This is a genomic window from Streptomyces sp. CBMA29 (assembly GCF_014596445.1).
Classification (GTDB): domain Bacteria; phylum Actinomycetota; class Actinomycetes; order Streptomycetales; family Streptomycetaceae; genus Actinacidiphila.
Window position 1 is genome coordinate 1 of the sequence record NZ_MECL01000170.1, and the last position, 20884, is coordinate 20884.

Here is a 20884-nt window from a genome sequence, read left to right on the forward strand (position 1 = left end):
CGCGCGGCCGAGCTGGACCTGGGCGCCGCGGCCGGGCCGCTGCTGATCGTGCAGGGCGGCAACGACACCTTCGGGCGGCCCGCGGAATTCCCCGCCGGGTACGCGCCGGTCGAGGTGCCGTACGGCGATCACTCGTTCGCCGTACCCAAGCGCGCGGAGCTGACGCAGGACGCGGCGCTGGCCGTGCTGACCGGGGCCGTCAGCGACTGGCTGGCCGGGCTCGGACATGCATCCGCTCGCCCTGGCGGCCGAAAAGGCTGAGCACCTCGACGGTCTCGTCCCCCGCGGGCCCGAACCAGTGCGGCAGCCGGGTGTCGAACTCGGCTGCCTCGCCCGCCCGCAGCTCCAGATCCTTGTCGGCGAGCAGCAGCCGCAGCCGCCCGGAGAGCACGTAGATCCACTCGTAGCCCTCGTGGGTGCGCTGCTCACAGGGTTTGTTCGGCTCGATGATCATCTTGTACGCCTGAAGCGCGCCGGGGTGCCGGGTCAGCGGCAGCACCGTCATGTGGTCCATCATGCGCGGCACCGTGCGCACCCGCGGGTCGCCGACCTCGGGCGCGCCCACCAGTTCGTCCAGCGGCATCCGGTGCGCGCGGGTCAGCGGCAGCAGCAGTTCGAGGGTGGCGCGCCGCTGCCCCGACTCCAGCCGCGACAAGGTGCTCACCGAGATCCCGGTCGCCTCCGCCAGCGCGGCCAGTGTCACCCCGCGCTCCACCCGTGCCGCCCGCAGCCGCGGCCCGACCCCGGCCAGAGTGCGCTCGACGCCGTCGTCCGTACCCCTGGGTGCTTTCTCCGCCATGCGCCGATTTTGCCATGCCGGCAAGCGCGTTTGCCGTCCGACTCCGGTGTGAACTCCGTACGCCCGCCGCGCGACGTCCGCGCGATCCGCCCGCGCGCCCCCTGTGCCACCGGGAATGAGCCGCGCGATACCGGTGTTGTGCGAATCGGCAGAACGATTCGATCCCGCATCGACGAAGCGATCCGTGAAGATCTGTTGAGAGAGGCAGCCGCATGGTTTCAGCCGCTTGCCGGACCCGCGCCGAGGCCGCACAGGCCACCGCGCGACCGGACGCAGCCGCGCCCTACCTGAACTGGGCCGAATGGCCGGTCAAGGACGACGGCAAGGGCGCATCCGGCACGTCGATCTCCAGCGGGATATCCTCCGGAACAGGCGTGGCCGCTCTTGGGCGCGCTGACGTTTCTGAGGAGGTGGGTGCGGTCACCGGCACCGACGACAGCACGGCGGAAAACGCGGGTGCGTCCGGTGAGGCAGCACAGGAGAGCAGCGCGGAGCGCACCGAGCGCTTCGAGCGGGACGCCCTTGGCTTCCTCGACCAGATGTACTCGGCCGCGCTGCGGATGACCCGCAATCCGGCCGACGCGGAAGACCTCGTCCAGGAGACGTACGCGAAGGCGTACGCCTCCTTCCACCAGTTCCGTGAGGGCACCAACCTCAAGGCGTGGCTCTACCGCATTCTCACCAACAGCTTCATCAACTCCTACCGCAAGAAGCAGCGCGAACCGCTGCGCAGCGGCTCGGAGGAGATCGAGGACTGGCAGCTCGCGCGCGCCGAGTCGCACATGTCGACCGGTCTGCGCTCGGCGGAGTCCCAGGCGCTCGACCACCTGCCCGACTCCGATGTGAAGACGGCATTGCAGACGATTCCCGAGGAGTTCCGCATCGCGGTGTACCTCGCGGACGTCGAGGGCTTTGCCTACAAGGAGATCGCGGACATCATGGGAACACCCATCGGCACAGTGATGTCCCGGCTGCACCGCGGGCGGCGCCAGTTGCGCGAGCTGCTGGAGGACTACGCGCGGGACCGCGGTCTTGTACCGGCGGGCGCGGCGGATGAGAAGGGCGCGGATTCATGAGTTGCGGCGACGCACATGAGACGGACTGCTCGGAGGTGCTCGACCACCTCTACGAGTACCTCGACAACGAGATGCCCGATGAGAGCTGCGCCAAGTTCAAGGAGCACTTCGACGAGTGCCACCCGTGCCTGGAGAAGTACGGCCTCGAACAGGCCGTCAAGAAGCTCGTCAAGCGGTGCTGCGGCTCCGACGACGTGCCGACCGACCTCCGTTCGAAGGTCATGATGCGGATCGAGCTGATCCGCTCCGGTGAGGTCGCCCCGGTCCCGGACCAGGCGCCCGACATCCTCGCCGCCCCGACCGAGGCCGAGGCCCGCTGAGGCTTCGCCCTCCGCCGCCGTCCGCCCCCCGGCGCCGGCGTATCTGTCAGTTCGCATACGCCTCACGTCACCCGTGCGGGTGAGCGCCGGGTCCCGCTGACGGCCCCACGCCGGCCAACGCCCCTTCCACGACGGGCGCGGCCCTGTCCTCCTGACGCTCAACGGGCCGGGAGCCGACCGGGCCGCGCCCGTCGCGCGTTCGCACCCGTTTCGAGCGCGCCTCGCGCACGGTCGCGCACGTTCGCGTACGGCCGGGCGCGGCCCTCGGCCACCGGCTCGCGACGGTCGGGCGGCTACGGCCGGCGACCGCACGTACGTACGATCCGCAGGTGGTGGCGGCCCTCACCAGGGTGCTCGCACGGCGCCCCACCTGGGCATGGTTGGATGCCCACGGGAGTGGCAAGGGTGTCGAGTGAGGAACCGCGCTCACCGGTGAGCCGCGGACCGCACGGACCGGGTGGCCGGCCCCGGGGGACGGGGGCGGCGGCCGGGCTGAGACAACGGCCAAAATGTGCAAGGTTGGAGTCGTGCGGGGGGACGCGATCGTAGTGGTGCGGGAAGGCGACGTCCTGGCAGTGATCGGCTGAGCGGGCAGGCGGGTAACGACGTTGAACATCTTCGGAAGAGTGCGGCACCGGCCGTCGCCCACGTGGCGGCAGGCCACTGACCGGGCGTTCTCGCTGATCGGCGACGGCCGTTACGAGGACGCCGGAGCGCTGCTGACCCGGGCCGCCGATCTGGAGCCGTGGCTGTCGGAGTCCTGGTACAACCTCGCGCTGCTGCACAAGTTCCGGCACGACTGGGCGCAGGCCCGGATCGCCGGGCTGCGCGCGGTGGCGCTGCTCGACCGCCCGGTCGGCTCCCCCGACTGGTGGAACCTCGGCATCGCCGCCACCGCCGTGCAGGACTGGCCGCTGGCCCGCCGCGCCTGGCAGGCGTACGGCCTGCGGATGCCCGCGGGCACCGCGAGTCACAACGGCGAGGAGTCGGTGCGGCTGCCGCTGGGCAGCGCCGCCGTACGGCTGTCGCCCGAGGGCGAGGCCGAGGTCGTGTGGGGCCGCAGGCTCGACCCGGCGCGTGTCGAGGTGCTCTCCATCCCGCTGCCGTCGTCCGGGCGCCGCTGGGGCGAGGTCGTGCTGCACGACGGCGTCCCGCACGGTGAGCGCGCCACCGCCGACACCGCGGGCGGCGCGGTCTACCCCGTCTTCGACGAGATCGAACTGTGGGCGCCGTCCCCGGTGCCGACCTGGCTGGTGCTCCTTGAGGCGGACACGGCCGCCGACCGCGACGCGCTGGAACGGCTGGCGGCGGAGGCCGGATACGCGGCCGAGGACTGGTCGTCGTCCGTCCGGCTGCTGTGCCGCACCTGTTCGGAGAGCCGGATGCCCACCGACGACGGCTCGATGGCCACGCGCGACCCGCACGACCACGGTGAGCCCGGTCACCCCGGCCACCTCAGCCACCACAGCGCGGGCGTGCGCTGGTCGCCGGAGCGCGAGTGCGGGATCGCCGCCCCCGCGTCCCTGGTCCGCGGCCTGCTCGACGGCTGGGTCGCCGACAGCCCGGACACCCGGGACTGGCGTGACCTCGAAGAGGTCTGCTGAACGGCCGGGCCTGACGCCTGCCCTGAACCGCGCGCCTGAACCGCGCGCCCTGAACCGCGTGCCCGTGCCTGAACCGCGTGCGTGAACGCCGCGGTGTGACGAACGACGAGGTGTGGGGAACACCGTCTTGCGCGGGCCCGTACCCTAGGGGGGTTCGTTTACGGGTTCGCGGAAGGCGTACGGCGCAGATGTCCCAGCAGCACACCGAGCACGGCCACGGTCACCAGCACCACCACGGTCATGACCACGACCACGCGCACAGCCACGACGCGGCCACCGAAGGCTTCCTCGACGACGTGGCCGACGCGAAGGCGCGCGAACTGGCGTACCGCGAGCGCGGCACCGTCCGCCCGATCACCGTGGTCGGCAACCCGGTACTGCACCGGGAGTGCGAGGACGTCACGTCCTTCGACGACGACCTGGACGCGCTGATCGCCGACATGTTCGCCAGCCAGCGCGCGGCCGAGGGCGTGGGCCTGGCCGCCAACCAGATCGGCGTCGGCCTCAAGGTCTTCGTCTACGACTGCCCGGACGACGACGACAACCGGCACGTCGGCGTCATCTGCAACCCCGTACTGGACGAACTGCCCGCCGACCGGCGCCGGTTGGACGACTCCAACGAGGGCTGCCTGTCCGTCCCCGGCGCCTACATGGAACTGGCCCGCCCCGACTACGCGGTGGTGCGCGGCCAGAACGCCAAGGGCGAGCCGATCGTCGTCCACGGCAACGGCTACTTCGCCCGCTGCCTCCAGCACGAGACCGACCACCTCTACGGCCGCCTCTACATCGACCGTCTCTCCAAGCGCGACCGCAAAGACGTCATGAAGCAAATGGCCGAAGCCACCCCGAAGTTCGAAACGGTCCCCAACGACTGACCCGCCCCGCGCACCCGTTCAGCGACGAGGGGGCGGCGGAAGGCGATGAGCCTTCCGCCGCCCCCTCGCGCTGTCGGCTGCTGTTCGGACCCCGGGTCTAGAAGTCCTCGTCCAGGGCGAAGCTGCCCTCGACCGCGACCTGGTAGGCCGACGAGCGGCGCTCGAAGAAGTTCGTCAGCTCCTGCACGCCCTGCAACTCCATGAAGGAGAAGGGGTTCTCCGAACCGTAGACCGGGGGAAAGCCGAGCCGGGCGAGGCGCTGGTCGGCGACGCACTCCAGGTAGGCGCGCATGGACTCGGTGTTCATGCCGGGCAGGCCGTCGCCGCACAGGTCGCGGCCGAACTGGAACTCGGCCTCGACGGCCTCGCGCAGCATGTCCGTGACCTCCTGTCGCAACTGCTCGTCGAAGAGATCGGGCTCCTCCTTGCGGACGGTGTCGACCACGTCGAAGGCGAAGCTCATGTGCATGGTCTCGTCGCGGAACACCCAGTTGGTGCCGGTCGCGAGCCCGTGCAGCAGGCCGCGCGAGCGGAACCAGTAGACGTACGCGAAGGCGCCGTAGAAGAACAGGCCCTCGATACAGGCGGCGAAGCAGATCAGATTGAGCAGGAAGCGGCGCCGGTCGGCCTTGGAATCCAGGCGGTCGATCTTCTCGGCCCCCTGCCCGTCGAAGTTGGCCATCCAGCGGAAGCAGAACTGGGCCTTCTCGCGGATCGAGGGGATCTCCTCGACCGCGTCGAAGGCCGCCGCGCGGTCCTCGGGATCGGGCAGGTAGGTGTCGAGCAGCGTCAGATAGAACTGGACGTGCACGGCCTCCTCGAAGAGCTGGCGGGACAGGTACAGCCGCGCCTCGGGGGAGTTGATGTGCTTGTAGAGGGTGAGCACCAGGTTGTTGGAGACGATCGAGTCACCGGTCGCGAAGAACGCGACCAGGCGGCCGATCATGTGCTGCTCGGCGGGGCTGAGCTTGGCGAGGTCGGACACGTCGGAGTGGAGGTCGACCTCCTCCACGGTCCAGGTGTTCTTGATCGCGTCGCGGTAGCGCTCGTAGAAGTCCGGGTAGCGCATCGGACGCAGGGTCAGCTCGAAGCCCGGGTCGAGCAGATTCTTGTCGGCGGAGCGAGTGGTCGGGGTGGTCATTACTGGCAGGCCTCGCAGGACTCGGGGTTCTCAAGGGAGCAGGCGATCGCGTCGGCGTCGGCGATCACCGGTACGGGTACGGGGGTCGCGGCCGTCTGCTGCTGGGCGCGCGCCGCGCGGGCGATCCGGGTCGCGGGCCGGGACCGCAGGTAGTACGTCGTCTTCAGGCCCCGCTTCCAGGCGTACGCGTACATCGAGCTGAGCTTGCCGATGGTGGGCGTCTCCAGGAACAGGTTCAGCGACTGGCTCTGGTCGAGGAACGGCGTACGCGCCGCCGCCATGTCGATCAGGCCGCGCTGCGGGATCTCCCACGCCGTGCGGTACAGCTCACGGATCTCGGCCGGAATCCAACTGAAGCCGTTCACCGAGCCGTTGGCCTCGCGCAGCGCCTCGCGGGACTGCGCGTCCCACACGCCGAGCCGCTTGAGGTCGGCGACCAGGTACGAGTTGACCTGGAGGAATTCACCCGACAGCGTCTCGCGCTTGAAGAGGTTGGAGACCTGCGGCTCGATGCACTCGTAGACACCGGCGATGGACGCGATGGTCGCGGTCGGCGCGATGGCCAGCAGCAGCGAATTGCGCATGCCGGTGGCCGCGATCCGGGCGCGCAGCGCCGTCCAGCGCTCCGGCCAGTTCAGCTCGGTCGCGTAGTGGTCGGGGTGCAGCACACCGCGGGCGGTACGGGTCTTGTCCCAGGCGGGCAACGGGCCCTGCCGCTCGGCGAGATCGCAGGACGCCTCGTACGCGGCGAGCATGATCCGCTCGGCGATCCGGGTGGACAGCTCGCGCGCCCGCGCCGAGTCGAAGGGCAGCCGCAGCTTGAAGAAGACGTCCTGAAGACCCATCACGCCCAGGCCCACCGGGCGCCACTTGGCGTTGGAGCGGCCCGCCTGCTCGGTCGGGTAGAAGTTGATGTCCACGACCCGGTCGAGGAAGGTCACGGCGGTGCGGACGGTCTCGTCCAGCCGCTCCCAGTCCAGCTCGCCGCCCGCGCCGCCCCCCGGCGTCACGAAGGCGCCCAGGTTCACCGAACCCAGGTTGCAGACCGCGGTCTCGCCGTCGTCGGTGACCTCCAGGATCTCGGTGCACAGATTCGAGGAGTGCACGGTACGGCCGGGCTCCGCCGTCTGGTTGGCCGTACGGTTCGAGGCGTCCTTGAAGGTGATCCAGCCGTTGCCGGTCTGTGCGAGGGTCCGCATCATCCGGCCGTACAGCTCGCGCGCCGGGATCGTGCGCTGGGCCAGGCCCTTCGCCTCCGCCCTGCGGTACGCGGCGTCGAAGTCGTCGCCCCACAGGTCGACCAGCTCCGGCACGTCGGACGGCGAGAACAGCGACCAGTCGGCGTCGGTCTCCACGCGGCGCATGAACTCGTCCGGGATCCAGTGCGCCAGGTTCAGATTGTGGGTGCGGCGCGCGTCCTCGCCGGTGTTGTCGCGCAGTTCGAGGAACTCCTCGATGTCGGAGTGCCAGGTCTCCAGGTAGACCGCCGCCGCGCCCTTGCGACGGCCGCCCTGGTTGACCGCGGCCACCGACGCGTCCAGCGTCTTCAGGAACGGCACGATGCCGTTGGAGTGGCCGTTGGTGCCGCGGATCAGCGAACCGCGCGAGCGGATACGGGAGTAGGACAGGCCGATGCCGCCCGCGTGCTTCGACAGCCGCGCCACCTGGTGGTAGCGGTCGTAGATCGAGTCCAGCTCGTCCAGCGGCGAGTCCAGCAGGTAGCAGGAGGACATCTGCGGGTGCCGGGTCCCGGAGTTGAACAGCGTGGGGGAGCTGGGCAGGTAGTCCAGCGCGCTCATCAGCCGGTAGAGCGAGGCGACTTCCTCGGCGGCGCGCACCGAGTCGTCCTCGGCGAGACCGCAGGCCACGCGGAGCATGAAGTGCTGCGGGGTCTCGATCACCTGACGGGTGAGGGGGTGCCGCAGCAGGTAGCGGCTGTGCAGGGTGCGCAGGCCGAAGTAGCCGAAGCGGTCGTCCGCGCCGGCGGCCAGCGCCTCGTCCACCAGCGCGTCGAGCCGGGGCTTGTGCAGGGCCACGAAGGCGGCCGTGCGGTCGGCGATCAGGCCCTCGCGGTGCCCGACCGAGACGGACGCGGAGAACGACACCGAGCCCTGGCCCGCGGCCTCTTCGGCGATGGCCGAGGTCAGCAGCCGGGCGGCCAGCCGCGAGTACGCCGGGTCCTCGGAGATCAGCCCGGCCGCCGCCTCGGTGGCCAGGCTGTGCATCTCGGCCGCGTCGGCGGCGGCGCTGCGGCCGCGCAGCGCGGCGGCGGCGACCCGGCCGGGGTCGGTGTCGGACAGGTCGGCGGTGAGCCGCACCAGCGTACGCAGCAGGTCCGCGCCAGGGCCCTCGTCGGGGCCGGCGGGAGGTCCGGGGAGAGGTCCGGAGGGGGGAGCCGAGGGGATCCGGGGGGCGACGGTGCGGAGTTCGGCTGAGGCGGGGTCTGCGGGCGCGATGGTCACGGTGGTGCTCTCTCCCTCGAACGCGGCGACGGCCAGGCGGGGAGGAGCGGGTACGCGTGCGGAGGCGCACCCCCGCTCAGGCATGGGCGTGCCGCGACGCGTCCGCCGGCCCAATCCGCGAGGCCCGGACACAACTGCGCCCGTCGCTTGTGGGCGCTACGGGCGCGCTGGCGGCAGGTCCTCGGGCTGTGCGGGCGTACGCCCGCTCACCGTTGCGGGGCAGCGCCGGATTCGCACCGGCTTCCCCTGCTCGACAGCGAAGTTGAGCATACATGTAGTGCCACGGTTCGCGTGGAAGCCCAGATGTTGTGTCGCGAGGGTGGGTCGCCGGGGTCGGCGCACAAGCGCCGGAGGGATTTTATTCCCTCCGGCGGCCTCAGATCCGCGGGGCTGCGGCCGGTGTGCGGGCGGGTGTGCGGGCGGGTGTGCGGCCCGGTTCGCGGCCCGGTTCGCGGTCCGCGCGCGCCGTACGTCTCGCGTGCGCCCGGCGTGTCGCCTCGGCCTCGCGGGCGGCGTCGGCCGCGCGGATCTGGCGGGTGATCCTGGCCTCGGCGCGCAGGCCCAGGACGGGGACGAAGGACAGGATGAGGAGGAGGGCGGAGAGGGCTGCGAGGTCCAGGAGAACGGTCATGGGCCAATCGTGCTCGCGCCGCTTACCCGCGAACAGTGGCAGGACCGCCGTACTACCGCGACATCCTGCCAAGTGGCATCCTCGGGAGCATGCTGAAGAACGTGGCCGCGGTACTGCTGGAGGGTGTCCACCCCTTCGAACTCGGGGTGCTCTGCGAGGTGTTCGGCCTCGACCGGAGCGACGACGGGCTGCCCGTGTACGACTTCGCCGTGATCTCCGCCGAGGGCCCGACGCTGCGCACGCACGCCGGGTTCGACCTCGCGGTCTCCTGCGACATGGACCGGCTGGAGGAGGCGGACCTGATCGCCGTACCGGCCGGGGACTCGTACATCCACCGGGACTTCCCGCCGCGGGTGCTCACGGCGCTCAACCGGGCCGTGGAGCGCGGCGCGACGGTGCTCAGCGTGTGCTCGGGCGTCTTCGTGCTGGCCGCCTCCGGCATGCTCGACGACCGGCGCTGCGCCACGCACTGGCGGCACGCCGAACGCCTCGCGCTGCGGTACCCGCAGATCAAGGTCGAGTCGGACGTGCTGTACGTGGACGACGCGGGGGTGATCACCTCGGCCGGTACGGCCTCCGGCATCGACGCCTGCCTGCACCTGGTGCGCAAGGAGCAGGGCAGCGCCGTCGCCAACGGCATCGCCCGCCGCATGGTGGTGCCCCCGCACCGCGAGGGCGGCCAGGCCCAGTACGTGGACCGGCCGCTGCCGCGCGGGCAGAGCGACCCCGTGGCCGGGGTGCTGTCCTGGATGGAACGGCACCTGGACCGCGAGGTGACCGTCGAGGAGCTGGCCGCCCGCGCCCACATGTCGCCGCGCACCTTCGCCCGCCGCTTCCAGCAGGAGACCGGCACCACCCCGTACCGCTGGCTGCTGGGTCAACGGGTCCTGCTGGCACGGGAGTTGCTGGAGGCCACCGACCACACCATGGACGCCGTCGCGCTCCGCGCGGGGTTCGGGAACGCGGCGACCATGCGGCATCACTTCGCCCGTTGGACGGGGACCACGCCGCAGGGATACCGCAGGACCTTCGCCTCGCGCTGAGGCGCGGCTCCCTGCCTGCCCCCTCGCGCGTTACACCGGTGCGGGAACCTCCTCTTTCGCCGTCTCCTCCGCCTCCGCCACGTAGTCGCCCCTCGCCGTCTCGTCCACGCCGTCGGGGGCCTTGAAAGCGCGCAGGACCAGGGTGAGGACGACCGCGACCGCCGCGTTCAGGACGAAGGCGGTGAGGCCGATGTAGCCGAGCTCGCCGATGCCGGGGATCTTCGCGGAGTTGCCGCCGAAGTGCGACTGGCTGGCGCTGGTCTGCTCGTACGCCTTCCACGTGCCGTACGCCATGCCCGCCGCCCAGCCGGCCAGCAGCGCCCAGCGGTGGAACCAGCGGGTGAACAGGCCGCCGACGATGGCCGGGACGGTCTGGAGAATCCAGATGCCGCCCAGGAGCTGGAAGTTGATCGCGACCGTCTTGTCCATCGAGAGCACGAAGACGAGCGCGCCGACCTTGACCACCAGGGACGCCGCCTTGGAGACCTTGGTCTCCTGCGCGGGGGTGGCGTCCGGTTTGAACAGGTCCCGGTAGATGTTGCGGGTGAACAGGTTGGCCGCCGCGATGGACATGATCGCCGCCGGGACCAGCGCGCCGATGGCGATGGCGGCGAAGGCCACCCCTGCGAACCAGGAGGGGAACATGTCCTCGAAGAGCTGGGGGATGGCCAGTTGGGCGTTGTAGCCCTTGACGCCCTTTCCGACGCCCGCCGCCAGCGCCATGAAGCCGAGCATCGCCAGCAGGCCCAGCATCAGCGAATACAGCGGCAGGATCGTGGTGTTGCGGCGGATGGTGTCGCGGCTCTTGCCGGAGAGCACGGCCGTCACCGAGTGCGGGTACAAGAAGAGCGCCATCGCCGAGCCCATCGCGAGGGTGGCGTAAGCCCATTGGGCCTGCGGCGCCGACACCAGCGAGCCGCGCGGTTTGCCGGTGGCGGGGTTGGTCACCTTGTAGGCCGCGTCCGCCTTGTCGAAGATGTCGCCGAACCCGCCCAGTTTGTACGGGATGTAGATGATCGCCACCACGATGACGATGTAGATCAGCGCGTCCTTGACGAAGGCGATCAGCGCGGGCGCGCGCAGCCCCGAGGAGTACGTGTACGCGGCCAGCACACCGAAGGCGATCAGCAGCGGCAGGTCCTTGACGAACCAGTTGGTGGAGTCGCCGCCGCCGACGCCCATCACGTCCAGCACGGCCTGGATGCCGACCAGTTGGAGCGCGATGTACGGCATGGTCGCGACGATCCCGGTGAGCGCCATCGCGACCGACAGGCTCTTGGACCCGAACCGGCCGCGGATGAAGTCCGACGAGGTCACGTACCCGTGCTTGTGCGAGACCGACCACAGCCGCGGCAGGAAGAGGAACACCAGCGGGTAGGTGATGATCGTGTACGGGACCGCGAAGAACCCGGCGGCGCCCGCGGAGTAGATCGCGGCGGGCACGGCGACGAAGGTGTACGCGGTGTAGAGGTCGCCGCCGAGCAGGAACCAGGTCACCCAGGTGCCGAAACTCCGGCCGCCCAGGCCCCATTCGTCCAGGTGCAGGGCGTTCTCCGCGCGTCGCCAGCGGGCGGCGAGGAAGCCCATCACCGTGACCAGGACGAAGAAGAAGACACAGACGCCGAGCGCCACGCCGTTCACGTCGTTCGTCACCTGGCCGCACCCCCCTTGCGCGCCCGCTCCTCGCGCCGCACCAGGACGTACGCGGTGTACGTCAGCAGTGCAGCCGCCGGCACCCACGCCATCTGGTACCAGTAGAAGAACGGGATGCCGATGAATCTTGGGGTGAGCCGTGCGTACGAGCTGACCCAGAGCAGGGCCACGAAGGGCGCGACCAGGCATATTCCGGCGGTCACGCGCGACGCGGTGACCACCGGCTGCCGCGGCGGCGCGGGGTGTTCCTCAAATGACAGGTCGTCGGGCATACGTGCGGCTCCCGTCCCCTAGAGCTACGAGTGTGACTCGCGGGAATCTAGGGGAGGGGAGTGGCGCACGTCACCATGTGTGCGGCGATCTCACTCGGGAGAATTCAAACCGGCGGTCTCAGTCGGTGGGGCGGCTCAGGCGTGCCACGAACTTGTAGCGGTCGCCGCGGTAGACCGAGCGCACCCACTCGACCGGTTCGCCCACGGTGTCGATCGAGTGCCGGGAGAGCATCAGCATCGGCAGGCCGACGTCGGTGCCGAGCAGTCCGGCCTCGCGCGGGGTGGCCAGCGAGGTCTCGATGGTCTCCTCCGCCTCGGCCAGCCGCACGTCGTAGACCTCGGCCAACGCCGTGTACAGGGAGGTGTACTTGGCGAGGCTGCGGCGCAGCGCGGGGAAGCGCTTGGCCGACAGGTGCGTCGTCTCGATCGCCATCGGCTCGCTGTTGGCCAGCCGCAGCCGCTCGATCCGCAGCACCCGGCCGCCGGCCTTCATGTCGAGCAGCCCGGCGAGCCGGTCGTCGGCGGTGATGTAGCCGATGTCCAGGAGCTGGGAGGTGGGTTCGAGGCCCTGGGCGCGCATGTCCTCGGTGTACGAGGTCAGTTGGAGCGCCTGGGAGACCTTCGGCTTGGCGACGAAGGTGCCTTTGCCCTGGATGCGTTCGAGCCGGCCCTCGACCACGAGTTCCTGGAGCGCCTGGCGGACCGTGGTGCGCGAGGTGTCGAACTCGGTGGCCAGCGTGCGCTCCGGCGGTACGGGCGTGCCGGGGGGCATGGTCTGGGTGATGTCCAGAAGATGCCGCTTGAGCCGGTAGTACTTGGGCACGCGTGCGGTACGGACCGCGGTGCTCGCGGTCCCCGCCGTACTCTCCGCGCCACTGCCCGCGTCGCTGTCCATGACGTCTACTCCCGACTGCTGTCGTGCTGCCGTCACCGGCTCCTCCGTTATATGCGGCTCACATCGTGGCACGGCCTGACCTGGAGCGGGGAGGCGGTAGTGGTCGCTTCCCGCTCAGGTGTCGGTCCGATAACAGAGCCGACATGGGTTCTTATACACCCTTGACACCCCCAAAGGTCTAGGCCAAGCTCCCGGTACTGGTCTAAACCATTTACGACCACATCCCAGACCCACGAGCAGGACGCGGCTGCACACGTGTCTCGCGGTAGCCGACATTTCGGGTGGTGGGGGGAGTTTCGGGCATCCTGAGGAGGGTGGCGTGAAGCGCAAGCTCATCGCGGCGATCGGCGTCGCGACCATGATTGCTGGTATTGCGGCCTGTGGGTCGGACAAGAAGGACGACAAGGCCGCTGAGAAGCCGGCCGACCAGACCGGCACGGTGACCGTCTGGCTGATGGGTGAGGCGCAGACGGCCTGGCCCGAGCTGGTACAGAACACCACCGCTCAGTTCAAGGCGAAGTACCCGAAGGTCAACGTCAAGATCCAGTACCAGCAGTGGAGCGACAAGGTCCAGAAGCTGGACGCCGCCCTCTCCGGTTCCAGCGCCCCCGACGTGGTGGAGCTGGGCAACACCGAGACCCAGACGTACATCCTCAACGGCGCCCTCGCCGACCTGGACAAGAAGACCTTCCAGAACTCGGACACCTGGATCAAGGGCCTCGAGGACACCTGCACCTACCAGGGCAAGCTCTACTGCGCGCCCTACTACGCCGGTGCCCGCGTCGCGATCTACAACACCGCCGACTTCAAGGCCGGTACGGGCTCCGACGCCTTCCCCGCCACCGAGGACGAGCTGACCGCCGCCCTGGACAAGATCGAGGCGAAGAAGGGCGGCGACAAGACGTACTCGCCGCTCTACCTCCCCGGCCAGTACTGGTACGCGGCCATGTCGTACGTCGCCGCCTACGGCGGCCAGATCGCCAAGGACGACGGCGGCAAGTGGAGCGGTGACCTGGAGAGCCCGCAGGCGCAGCAGGGCCTCCAGCACTTCATCGACCTGGTGAAGAAGTACAACCACGGCGACCAGACCAAGGACGAGGCGGACCACGCCAACGTCATGGCCCACGGGAAGGCCGGCGTCATCTACGGCAACGGCTGGGAGGCCGGTTCGGTCATCACGCCGCCGAACGGCAACGCCAAGCTCAAGGACGTCATCAAGACGGCCACGATGCCCGGCCCGAACGGCAAGGCGCTGCCGTCCTTCATCGGCGGCTCCGACCTCGCCGTGGTCAACAAGTCCAAGGTGAAGGACCTCGCCAAGGAGTGGATCGCGGACTTCACCAGCGAGAAGAACGAGGCCGTCCTCGTCACCAAGGCCACGCTGCCGAACAACACCAAGCAGCTTGAGCCGATGAAGGCCGACCCGGCCACCGCCGCCGCGGCCAACGCCGTGCCGGACGCCTGGTTCACGCCGATCGCACCGGGCTGGGCCGCGATCGAGAAGCAGGGCATCCTCAAGACGATGCTGCTCGACATCCTCAAGGGCAAGTCCGTCGCCGACGCCGCCAAGGCCGCCGACGACAAGATCAACTCGCTGATCAACACCGCCTCCTGACACGGCGGTCGTCACCAGGGGAGGGCGGTCCGCGGTCGCGGGCCGCCCGCCCCGGTATCCCGGCATGGACACCGAAGAAAGGTCAGAGCGGATGAGTGCCGCCGACACGCATGCCACAGAGCCGGTGACGGGGGGCCGCCCGCAGATCCCGCCGCCGCGCTCGACCGGTCCGGTCGCCCCGACAGCGGGCCGCGCCCCCAAGCGCAAGCGGCAGAGCAGATCGCTGCCGTATCTGCTGATCGCTCCGGCGCTGGTCGTCATCATCGGCGTGCTGGGCTATCCGCTCGTCGACACCATCGTGCTGTCCTTCCAGGACGAGCGGCGCAACAACCTCTGGAACGGCGTCGCGGCGCCCTGGGTCGGCTTCGACCAGTACAGCTCGATCCTCGGCGACAGCGAGTTCTGGGCCGTGGTGCTGCGCACCGTGGTCTTCGTCGTCGTCTGCGTCGTCGCCACCATGGCGCTCGGCCTGCTGATCGGGCTGCTGATGCAGCGGGTCTCCAACTGGGTCCGGGTCACCATGAGCAGCGTGATGATCGCCGTGTGGGCGATGCCGCTGCTGGTCGCCACCTCGGTCTTCAAGTTCATGTTCGACTCCGACTACGGCCTGATCAACCAGCTCCTCACCCGGCTGCCCGGCGTCGACTACACCCGGCACAACTGGTTCCTCAACCCGACCACCGGCATGGCGATCATCGCCGTCCTGGTCGTCTGGGGCGCCATCCCCTTCATCGCCATCAGCCTGCACGCGGCGCTCACCCAGGTCCCCAAGGAACTGGAGGAGGCCGCGCGGATCGACGGCGCGAGGGGCTTCGGCATCTTCCGCTACGTCACCTTCCCGATCATCAAGCCGGTCTTCGTGATGACCAGCACCCTGTCGGTGATCTGGGACTTCGGCGTGCTCGGCCAGATCCTGCTGATGCGCGGCGGCCAGCCGGAGCAGGACTACCAGACGCTCGGCCTGTACGCGTACACCCAGGCGTTCATCTCCAACTCCTTCAGCCGGGGCGCGGCCATCTCCGTGGTCTCCGTCCTGCTGCTGTCCGGTGTCGCCGTCTACTACCTGCGCCAGCTTCTGAAGATCGGAGAGGTCGAGTGAGCACCGCTGTCAAGAGCGGCCCCGCCGTCCAGGGCCCCACGGCCGGAGTCACCTACCGCACTCCGAAGAAGAAGCGCAACGGCTGGAACGTGCTCGGCCTGATCGTCACCGTGATCATGGGCTTCCCGGTGTACTGGATGGTCATCACCGCGCTCCGCCCGAGCCAGGAGATCCTCAGCTACCACCAGAAGCTCTATCCCAGCTCCGTCACGCTGAACCAGTTCAAGCGCGCGATGGACATGCCCAACTTCTGGGACAACGTCAAGAGCAGCGTGATCATCTCGGCGTGCAGTGTCGTGATCGCCATCGGCATCGGCCTGCTCGCGGCGTACGCCATCGGCCGGTTCAGGTTCTGGGGCCGCCGCGGCCTGGTCATCGCCCTGCTGGTGATCCAGCTCATCCCGGCCACCTCGATGCTGATCCCGATCTACATCCAGCTCAACAAGATGGGCGGCCTCAACCAGTACTGGGGCGTCATCGTCGTCTACGCGGCGAGCACACTGCCCTTCGCCGTCTGGATGCTGCGCGGTTTCATCGTCAACATCCCCAAGGAGCTGGAGGAGTCGGCGATGGTCGACGGGTGCAGCCAGTTGGAGGCGTTCCGCCGCGTCGTCCTCCCGCTGCTCGCGCCCGGCCTGGTCGCCGCGTCGATCTACGCGCTGATGACCGCCTGGAACGAGTACCTGTTCGCGTACGTCATCCTCCAGGACAATGACAAGTACACGTTGAGCATCTGGCTGCTGAAGTTCACCGGACAGCGCGGTACCGACTACGGGGCCCTCATGGCGGGCTCGATCCTGATCGCCCTGCCCGTCGTGGTCTTCTTCCTGTTCGTCCAGCGCAAGGTGGCCTCCGGCCTGACCGCAGGCGCGGTGAAGGGATGACCGTCATTACCGTCGACACGCCCGCGGACGTCCTGGCCCGCGACGCCCTCACCGTCCTCCAGCCCGGCTTCCGCGGCACCGAGGCCCCCGACTGGGTGCTGCGGCTGCTCGCCGAAGGGCTCGGCGCGGTCGCGCTGTTCTCCCGCAACATCGAGTCGCCCGAGCAAGTCGCCCGGCTCACCGCCCAGTTGCGCGCGGTACGGCCCGACGTGCTCGTCGCCGCCGACGAGGAGGGCGGCGACGTCACCCGCCTCGAAGCGCGCGGCGGCTCCTCTTTCCCGGGCAACCTCGCGCTCGGCGCCGTCGACGACGTCAAGCTCACCCGGGCCGTCGCCGCCGAACTCGGCCGCAGGCTCGCCGCGTGCGGCGTCAACCTCAACTGGGCGCCGTCCGCCGACGTCAACTCCGACCCGGACAACCCGGTCATCGGAGTCCGCTCCTTCGGCGCCGAGCCCGAGCTGGTCGCGCGCAACACCGCCGCCTACGTGGAGGGAATGCAGTCGGCGGGCGTCGCGACCAGCGTCAAGCACTTCCCCGGCCACGGCGACACCGGCGTCGACTCGCACCACGCGATGCCGCGCATCGACGTCGGCCTCGACACCCTGCGCGACCGCGAACTCGTGCCGTTCAAGGCGGCCGTCGCCGCCGGCACCAAGGCCGTGATGAGCGCTCACATCCTCGTCCCGGCCCTCGACCCCGACCTGCCGGGCACGCTCAGCTCCGCCGTCCTCACCGGCCTGCTGCGCGCCCCGCGCGAGCGGGGCGGCCTCGGCTACGACGGCCTCATCGTCACCGACGGCATCGAGATGCAGGCCATCTCCGCCGCCTACGGCATCGAACGCGGCACCGTCATGGCCCTGGCCGCCGGGGCCGACGCGATCTGCGTCGGCGGCGGCCTGTCCGACGAGCAGACCGTGCTCGGCCTGCGCGACGCCATCGTGCGCGCGGTGCGCGAGGGCGACCTCCCCGCCGAGCGGCTGGCCGACGCCGCCGCCCGGGTGCGCGACCTCCAGGTGTGGGCGGCCGAACGGGCGGGCGCCGCCGGGACGGTCTCCGACGGTTCCGACATCGGCCTGGAGGCGGCCCGCCGCGCCCTGCGGATCACCCGCCGCGCCGAGTTCACCCCGCTCACCGAGGCGCCCTACGTCGCCGCCCTCACGCCGGTCGCCAACATCGCGGTCGGCGACGTCACCCCCTGGGGCATCGCCGCCGACCTCGCCAAGCTCCTGCCCGGCACCGTCACGGGCACCTACCCCGGCCGCGAGGTCGAGGATCTGGGCGCCGAGGTGTTCGCCGCCGGACTCCTCGACGAGGCCGGCGACCGTACGATCGTCCTCGTCGTCCGCGACGCCCACCGGCACCGCTGGATGTCCGAGGCGCTCGCGGCGGTCGTCGCCCGCCGCCCCGGCACGGTCGTGGTGGAGATGGGCGTCCCCCAGGCGCCCGCCACCGGCGCCCTCCACATCGCCACCCACGGCGCGGCCCGCGTCTGCGGCACGGCCGCCGCCGAGGCCATCGTGGGCTCCGTCTAGCACGACAGAGCGCCGGACAGGACCGCGATCGGTCCTGTCCGGCGCTCTTCCGCGTTCCGGGCCGCCGGCCAGGCCCTAGACGCCCTGCCAGGCGGGCTTGGCCGCGAAGGTGGCGCGGAAGTACGGGGCCAGCTTCAGCTTGGAGGCGGCGGCCTCGTCCACGACCACGGTGGCGTGCGGGTGGAGCTGGAGCGCCGAGGCGGGAACGACGGCGGCGACGGGCCCCTCGACGGTCTGCGCGACGGCCTCCGCCTTGCCCTCGCCGGTGGCGAGCAGCACCAGGTGCCGGGCCTCCAGGATGGTGCCGATGCCCTGCGTGATCACGTGGTGCGGCACCTGCTCGATGTCGCCGCCGAAGAAGCGGGCGTTGTCGACCCTGGTCTGTTCGGTGAGCGTCTTGATCCGGGTCCTGGAGGCGAGCGACGAGCAGGGCTCGTTGAAGCCGATGTGCCCGTCGGTGCCGATCCCCAGGAGCTGGAGGTCCACGCCGCCCGCGGCGGCCAGCGCCGCGTCGTACGCCTCGCAGGCGGCCTGCACGTCGTCGGCGGCCCCGTCGGGCCCCATGAAGGACTTCTCCGACAGCCCCAGCGGCTTCACGACCTCCCGCAGCACGACCGAGCGGTACGACTCCGGGTGGCCGGTGGGCAGGCCGACGTACTCGTCGAGCTGGCAGACACGGGCACGGGCCGCGTCCACCGCGCCCGAGCGGACCTTCGCCGCCAGCGCCTCGTAGACGGGCAGCGGGGTGGATCCGGTGGCCACGCCGAGCAGAGCGTCCGGCGTGCGGCGCAGCAGCGCGGCCATGGCCTCCGCGATCAGCTCGCCGCCTGCCGCGGCGTCCGGGACGATGACAACTTCCACGCTGGGCCTGCCGTTCTGGAGGGGACTTGTGTGGTATAGACCAATCTAGCAGAGGGGGGTCCTGTCGACGTCGGGCCGGTCTTTTCCCGCCCGCTCACCCGTCGGCGTCCGCTCTGTTCGCTCTGTTCGCTGTGGCTGAGGCTGTGGCTGAGGCCAGAAAAACCCACGGGCCACGGTGCTCGGCGGGGACCCTCAACCCCGCCGGCACCGCAGCCCGGAGCAGCCGTCGGCGCCTGGCCGGCGGGGTGTGCGGTTCCCCCCGGCGCGATGGGCCGACCTTGAGGTCAGGGCGTAGTCAGGGCAGAGAACGCCTTGCCTCGGTCCGTCCTCCTGTGCGGGGAGGACGGAGGTCTGATGCCACGCGCGTACGCGCCACGCGTGGTGTCTCGCTTCATTGTGGACTAGACCATTCGGCCTTGTCTACGGTTCCCGGCGAGGCTTCCTCCCCAGGCCCCCGGCGGGTCGATGCACCCTCCAGCGAAATCATCGCCGAAAACGGCTCGTCCCGCACCCCCCTCCCCGGCCGGTACGCTCACAGGCGTGCCCTCCATGAACGACCTCGTACGCGAGCACACGGCCCTCGACGACTCCGACCTCGAATGGCTGCATCTGCTCGTCTCGGAGTGGCAGCTGCTCTCCGATCTGTCCTTCGCCGACCTCGTGCTGTGGGTCCCCACCCGCGACGGCACCCGGTATGTGTCCGTCGCGCAGATGCGGCCGAACACCGGGCCGACCTCGTACCAGGACGACATGGTCGGCCACCTGGTGCCGCGCGGGCGGCGTCCGCTGCTGGACGTGGCGCTCGACGAGGGCCGTATCGTCCGCGAGGGCGACCCGGAGTGGCGCGAGGAGGTGCCGGTACGGGTCGAGTCGATCCCGGTGCGCCGCGACGGCCGGGTGCTCGGCGTGATCGCGCGCAACACCAACCTGCTGACCGTACGCACCCCCAGCCGCCTCGAACTCACCTACTTGCAGAGCGCCAGCGACCTGGCCCAGATGATCGCCCAGGGCGCCTTCCCGTTCCCGGCCGAGCAGGTCGACATGGACGCCTCACCGCGCGCCGGTGACGGGCTGATCAGGCTGGACGCGGACGGGCTCGTGCAGTACGCCAGCCCCAACGCGCTGTCCGCGTACCACCGGCTGGGCCTGGCGGCCGACCTGGTCGGCCACCACCTGGGCAAGGCCACCGCCGAACTGGCCCCGGCCCGCGGCCCGGTGGACGAGGCGCTGGTGAAGCTGGCCAGCGGCTGGGCGCCGCGCGAGTTCGAGGTCGAGGGCGGCGACGGCGTCATCCAGCTGCGCGCGATCCCGCTCAAGCCCAAGGGCGTCCACACCGGTTCGCTGGTGCTGCTGCGGGACGTGACCGAACTGCGCCGCCGCGAGCGCGAGTTGATGACCAAGGACGCCACCATCCGGGAGATCCACCACCGGGTGAAGAACAACCTCCAGACGGTCGCCGCGCTGCTGCGCCTCCAGGCCCGCCGGATGGACTCCGACAACGCCCGTGAGGCGCTGGAGGAGGCGGTCCGCCGGGTCGGGTCGATCGCCATCGTGCACGAGACGCTCTCCCAGACCCTGGACGAGCGGGTCGAGTTCGACGAGATCGCCGACCGCGTGCTGTCGATGGTCGCGGAGATCTCGCCCGGCCGGGTCACCCCGCGCCGCGCCGGCCGGTTCGGCATCCTGACCGCCGAGATCGCCACTCCGCTGTCCATGGTCCTGACCGAACTGCTCCAGAACGCGCTCGAACACGGCTTCGGGCCGGGGGAGTCGGGCACGGTGGACGTCACCGCCACCCGCGGCCGGGAGCGGATCACCATCTCGGTGCAGGACGACGGCCGCGGCCTGCCCGACGGCTTCGACGCCCAGGAAGCGGGCAACCTCGGCCTCCAGATCGTCCGCACCCTCGTGGTCGGCGAACTGGGCGGCACCTTCGACATGGTCCCCGCCGAGCCGCGCGGCACCCGCGTCGTCCTCGAACTGCCCCTGGAGAGCTGAGAGTTCGCCTTTCCTCCGTGGGGGCACAGCAAAGGACCCCGGCCTGGAAGGCCGGGGTCCTTCATGATGCTGTGTGCTGCGCGTGTTGGTGGGTGCTGCGCGCTGCGGCTCGGGGGGAAGTGGT

General features: G+C 70.3%; 18 protein-coding genes, 1 pseudogene and 1 riboswitch. Of the genes and pseudogenes, 11 read left to right on the top strand and 8 right to left on the bottom strand.

The window, feature by feature from the left end:
* Nucleotides 1–261: pseudogene (locus BGM09_RS22145) on the top strand (hypothetical protein); the annotation flags it as partial.
* On the opposite strand, the gene BGM09_RS22150 reads toward BGM09_RS22145, so the two are convergent.
* Nucleotides 200–799, bottom strand: coding sequence for a helix-turn-helix domain-containing protein (locus tag BGM09_RS22150; protein WP_188283417.1), 600 nt, complete (start codon nucleotides 797–799; stop codon nucleotides 200–202). The pseudogene BGM09_RS22145 and the gene BGM09_RS22150 overlap by 62 nt on opposite strands.
* Nucleotides 800–1209: 410 nt before the next feature.
* On the opposite strand from BGM09_RS22150, the gene BGM09_RS22155 reads away from it, so the two are divergent.
* The 4 genes from BGM09_RS22155 to def all read left to right on the top strand — a co-directional run bounded on the left by BGM09_RS22155 (nucleotide 1210) and on the right by def (nucleotide 4674).
* Nucleotides 1210–1875 (top strand): sigma-70 family RNA polymerase sigma factor, encoded by a 666-nt coding sequence (locus BGM09_RS22155; protein ID WP_411158353.1) that lies wholly within the window; start codon nucleotides 1210–1212, stop codon nucleotides 1873–1875.
* A complete protein-coding gene (rsrA, locus tag BGM09_RS22160; RefSeq protein ID WP_188283419.1) occupies nucleotides 1872–2195 on the top strand; it encodes a mycothiol system anti-sigma-R factor in 324 nt (107 codons plus the stop codon). The genes BGM09_RS22155 and rsrA overlap by 4 nt, the downstream gene beginning before the upstream one ends.
* Before the next feature lie 608 nt (nucleotides 2196–2803).
* Nucleotides 2804–3799 carry a tetratricopeptide repeat protein gene (locus BGM09_RS22165; RefSeq protein ID WP_188283420.1) on the top strand — a complete coding sequence of 332 codons (996 nt, stop codon included), beginning with the start codon at nucleotides 2804–2806 and terminating at the stop codon, nucleotides 3797–3799.
* Between the two features lie 188 nt (nucleotides 3800–3987).
* Complete coding sequence (gene def, locus BGM09_RS22170; RefSeq protein ID WP_188283421.1) at nucleotides 3988–4674, top strand: peptide deformylase; 687 nt, start codon at nucleotides 3988–3990, stop codon at nucleotides 4672–4674.
* A 97-nt stretch (nucleotides 4675–4771) separates the two neighbouring features.
* Here the strand turns inward: def and BGM09_RS22175 are convergent, their stop codons facing one another.
* The 3 genes from BGM09_RS22175 to BGM09_RS22185 all read right to left on the bottom strand — a co-directional run bounded on the left by BGM09_RS22175 (nucleotide 4772) and on the right by BGM09_RS22185 (nucleotide 8908).
* Nucleotides 4772–5815, bottom strand: a complete 1044-nt coding sequence (locus tag BGM09_RS22175) for a ribonucleotide-diphosphate reductase subunit beta (protein ID WP_188283422.1) — start codon at nucleotides 5813–5815, stop codon at nucleotides 4772–4774.
* The gene (locus tag BGM09_RS22180; protein WP_317452833.1) at nucleotides 5815–8220 is read right to left on the bottom strand and encodes a ribonucleoside-diphosphate reductase subunit alpha; all 2406 of its coding nucleotides are present in this window, start codon (nucleotides 8218–8220) and stop codon (nucleotides 5815–5817) included. Before BGM09_RS22180 ends, BGM09_RS22175 begins: the two co-directional genes overlap by 1 nt.
* 211 nt (nucleotides 8221–8431) lie before the next feature.
* Nucleotides 8432–8574, bottom strand: a riboswitch (cobalamin riboswitch).
* A 79-nt stretch (nucleotides 8575–8653) separates the two neighbouring features.
* Nucleotides 8654–8908, bottom strand: a complete 255-nt coding sequence (locus BGM09_RS22185; protein ID WP_188283424.1) for a hypothetical protein — start codon at nucleotides 8906–8908, stop codon at nucleotides 8654–8656.
* An 89-nt stretch (nucleotides 8909–8997) separates the two neighbouring features.
* Here BGM09_RS22185 and BGM09_RS22190 point away from each other — a divergent pair, with 89 nt between their 5' ends.
* Nucleotides 8998–9951, top strand: coding sequence for a GlxA family transcriptional regulator (locus BGM09_RS22190; RefSeq protein ID WP_188283425.1), 954 nt, complete (start codon nucleotides 8998–9000; stop codon nucleotides 9949–9951).
* A gap of 30 nt (nucleotides 9952–9981) precedes the next feature.
* Here the strand turns inward: BGM09_RS22190 and mctP are convergent, their stop codons facing one another.
* The 3 genes from mctP to BGM09_RS22205 form a co-directional block, all read right to left on the bottom strand.
* Nucleotides 9982–11604 (bottom strand): monocarboxylate uptake permease MctP, encoded by a 1623-nt coding sequence (gene mctP, locus BGM09_RS22195; RefSeq protein WP_188283426.1) that lies wholly within the window; start codon nucleotides 11602–11604, stop codon nucleotides 9982–9984.
* Entirely contained in the window at nucleotides 11601–11876 is a 276-nt protein-coding gene (locus BGM09_RS22200; RefSeq protein ID WP_188283427.1) for a DUF3311 domain-containing protein, read from the bottom strand. Before BGM09_RS22200 ends, mctP begins: the two co-directional genes overlap by 4 nt.
* Nucleotides 11877–11994: 118 nt before the next feature.
* The gene (locus tag BGM09_RS22205; RefSeq protein ID WP_188283452.1) at nucleotides 11995–12771 is read right to left on the bottom strand and encodes a GntR family transcriptional regulator; all 777 of its coding nucleotides are present in this window, start codon (nucleotides 12769–12771) and stop codon (nucleotides 11995–11997) included.
* Between the two features lie 319 nt (nucleotides 12772–13090).
* Here BGM09_RS22205 and BGM09_RS22210 point away from each other — a divergent pair, with 319 nt between their 5' ends.
* The 4 genes from BGM09_RS22210 to BGM09_RS22225 all read left to right on the top strand — a co-directional run bounded on the left by BGM09_RS22210 (nucleotide 13091) and on the right by BGM09_RS22225 (nucleotide 17901).
* A complete protein-coding gene (locus BGM09_RS22210) occupies nucleotides 13091–14386 on the top strand; it encodes an extracellular solute-binding protein (protein WP_188283428.1) in 1296 nt (431 codons plus the stop codon).
* 91 nt (nucleotides 14387–14477) lie between these two features.
* Nucleotides 14478–15485, top strand: a complete 1008-nt coding sequence (locus BGM09_RS22215) for a carbohydrate ABC transporter permease (RefSeq protein ID WP_188283429.1) — start codon at nucleotides 14478–14480, stop codon at nucleotides 15483–15485.
* Nucleotides 15482–16369 (top strand): carbohydrate ABC transporter permease, encoded by an 888-nt coding sequence (locus BGM09_RS22220; protein ID WP_411158351.1) that lies wholly within the window; start codon nucleotides 15482–15484, stop codon nucleotides 16367–16369. Before BGM09_RS22215 ends, BGM09_RS22220 begins: the two co-directional genes overlap by 4 nt.
* Nucleotides 16366–17901, top strand: coding sequence for a glycoside hydrolase family 3 protein (locus BGM09_RS22225; RefSeq protein WP_188283430.1), 1536 nt, complete (start codon nucleotides 16366–16368; stop codon nucleotides 17899–17901). Before BGM09_RS22220 ends, BGM09_RS22225 begins: the two co-directional genes overlap by 4 nt.
* Nucleotides 17902–17976: 75 nt before the next feature.
* Here BGM09_RS22225 and nagB read toward each other — a convergent pair whose 3' ends face one another.
* Nucleotides 17977–18762: a glucosamine-6-phosphate deaminase gene (gene nagB, locus BGM09_RS22230; RefSeq protein WP_188283431.1), complete on the bottom strand. Its 786-nt coding sequence runs from the start codon at nucleotides 18760–18762 to the stop codon at nucleotides 17977–17979.
* Between the two features lie 549 nt (nucleotides 18763–19311).
* On the opposite strand from nagB, the gene BGM09_RS22235 reads away from it, so the two are divergent.
* Nucleotides 19312–20760: a sensor histidine kinase gene (locus tag BGM09_RS22235; protein ID WP_188283454.1), complete on the top strand. Its 1449-nt coding sequence runs from the start codon at nucleotides 19312–19314 to the stop codon at nucleotides 20758–20760.
* Nucleotides 20761–20884: the final 124 nt, after the last annotated feature.

What these genes read in the sequence shown, in the direction of transcription:
- BGM09_RS22150 (WP_188283417.1), bottom strand. Translation starts at nt 799, where the DNA reads ATGGCGGAGAAAGCACCCAGGGGTACGGACGACGGCGTCGAGCGCACT.
- BGM09_RS22205 (WP_188283452.1), bottom strand. Translation starts at nt 12,771, where the DNA reads ATGGACAGCGACGCGGGCAGTGGCGCGGAGAGTACGGCGGGGACCGCG.
- BGM09_RS22175 (WP_188283422.1), bottom strand. Translation starts at nt 5,815, where the DNA reads ATGACCACCCCGACCACTCGCTCCGCCGACAAGAATCTGCTCGACCCG.
- BGM09_RS22225 (WP_188283430.1), top strand. Translation starts at nt 16,366, where the DNA reads ATGACCGTCATTACCGTCGACACGCCCGCGGACGTCCTGGCCCGCGAC.
- rsrA (WP_188283419.1), top strand. Translation starts at nt 1,872, where the DNA reads ATGAGTTGCGGCGACGCACATGAGACGGACTGCTCGGAGGTGCTCGAC.
- BGM09_RS22185 (WP_188283424.1), bottom strand. Translation starts at nt 8,908, where the DNA reads ATGACCGTTCTCCTGGACCTCGCAGCCCTCTCCGCCCTCCTCCTCATC.
- def (WP_188283421.1), top strand. Translation starts at nt 3,988, where the DNA reads ATGTCCCAGCAGCACACCGAGCACGGCCACGGTCACCAGCACCACCAC.
- BGM09_RS22190 (WP_188283425.1), top strand. Translation starts at nt 8,998, where the DNA reads ATGCTGAAGAACGTGGCCGCGGTACTGCTGGAGGGTGTCCACCCCTTC.
- BGM09_RS22235 (WP_188283454.1), top strand. Translation starts at nt 19,312, where the DNA reads ATGAACGACCTCGTACGCGAGCACACGGCCCTCGACGACTCCGACCTC.
- BGM09_RS22215 (WP_188283429.1), top strand. Translation starts at nt 14,478, where the DNA reads ATGAGTGCCGCCGACACGCATGCCACAGAGCCGGTGACGGGGGGCCGC.
- BGM09_RS22200 (WP_188283427.1), bottom strand. Translation starts at nt 11,876, where the DNA reads ATGCCCGACGACCTGTCATTTGAGGAACACCCCGCGCCGCCGCGGCAG.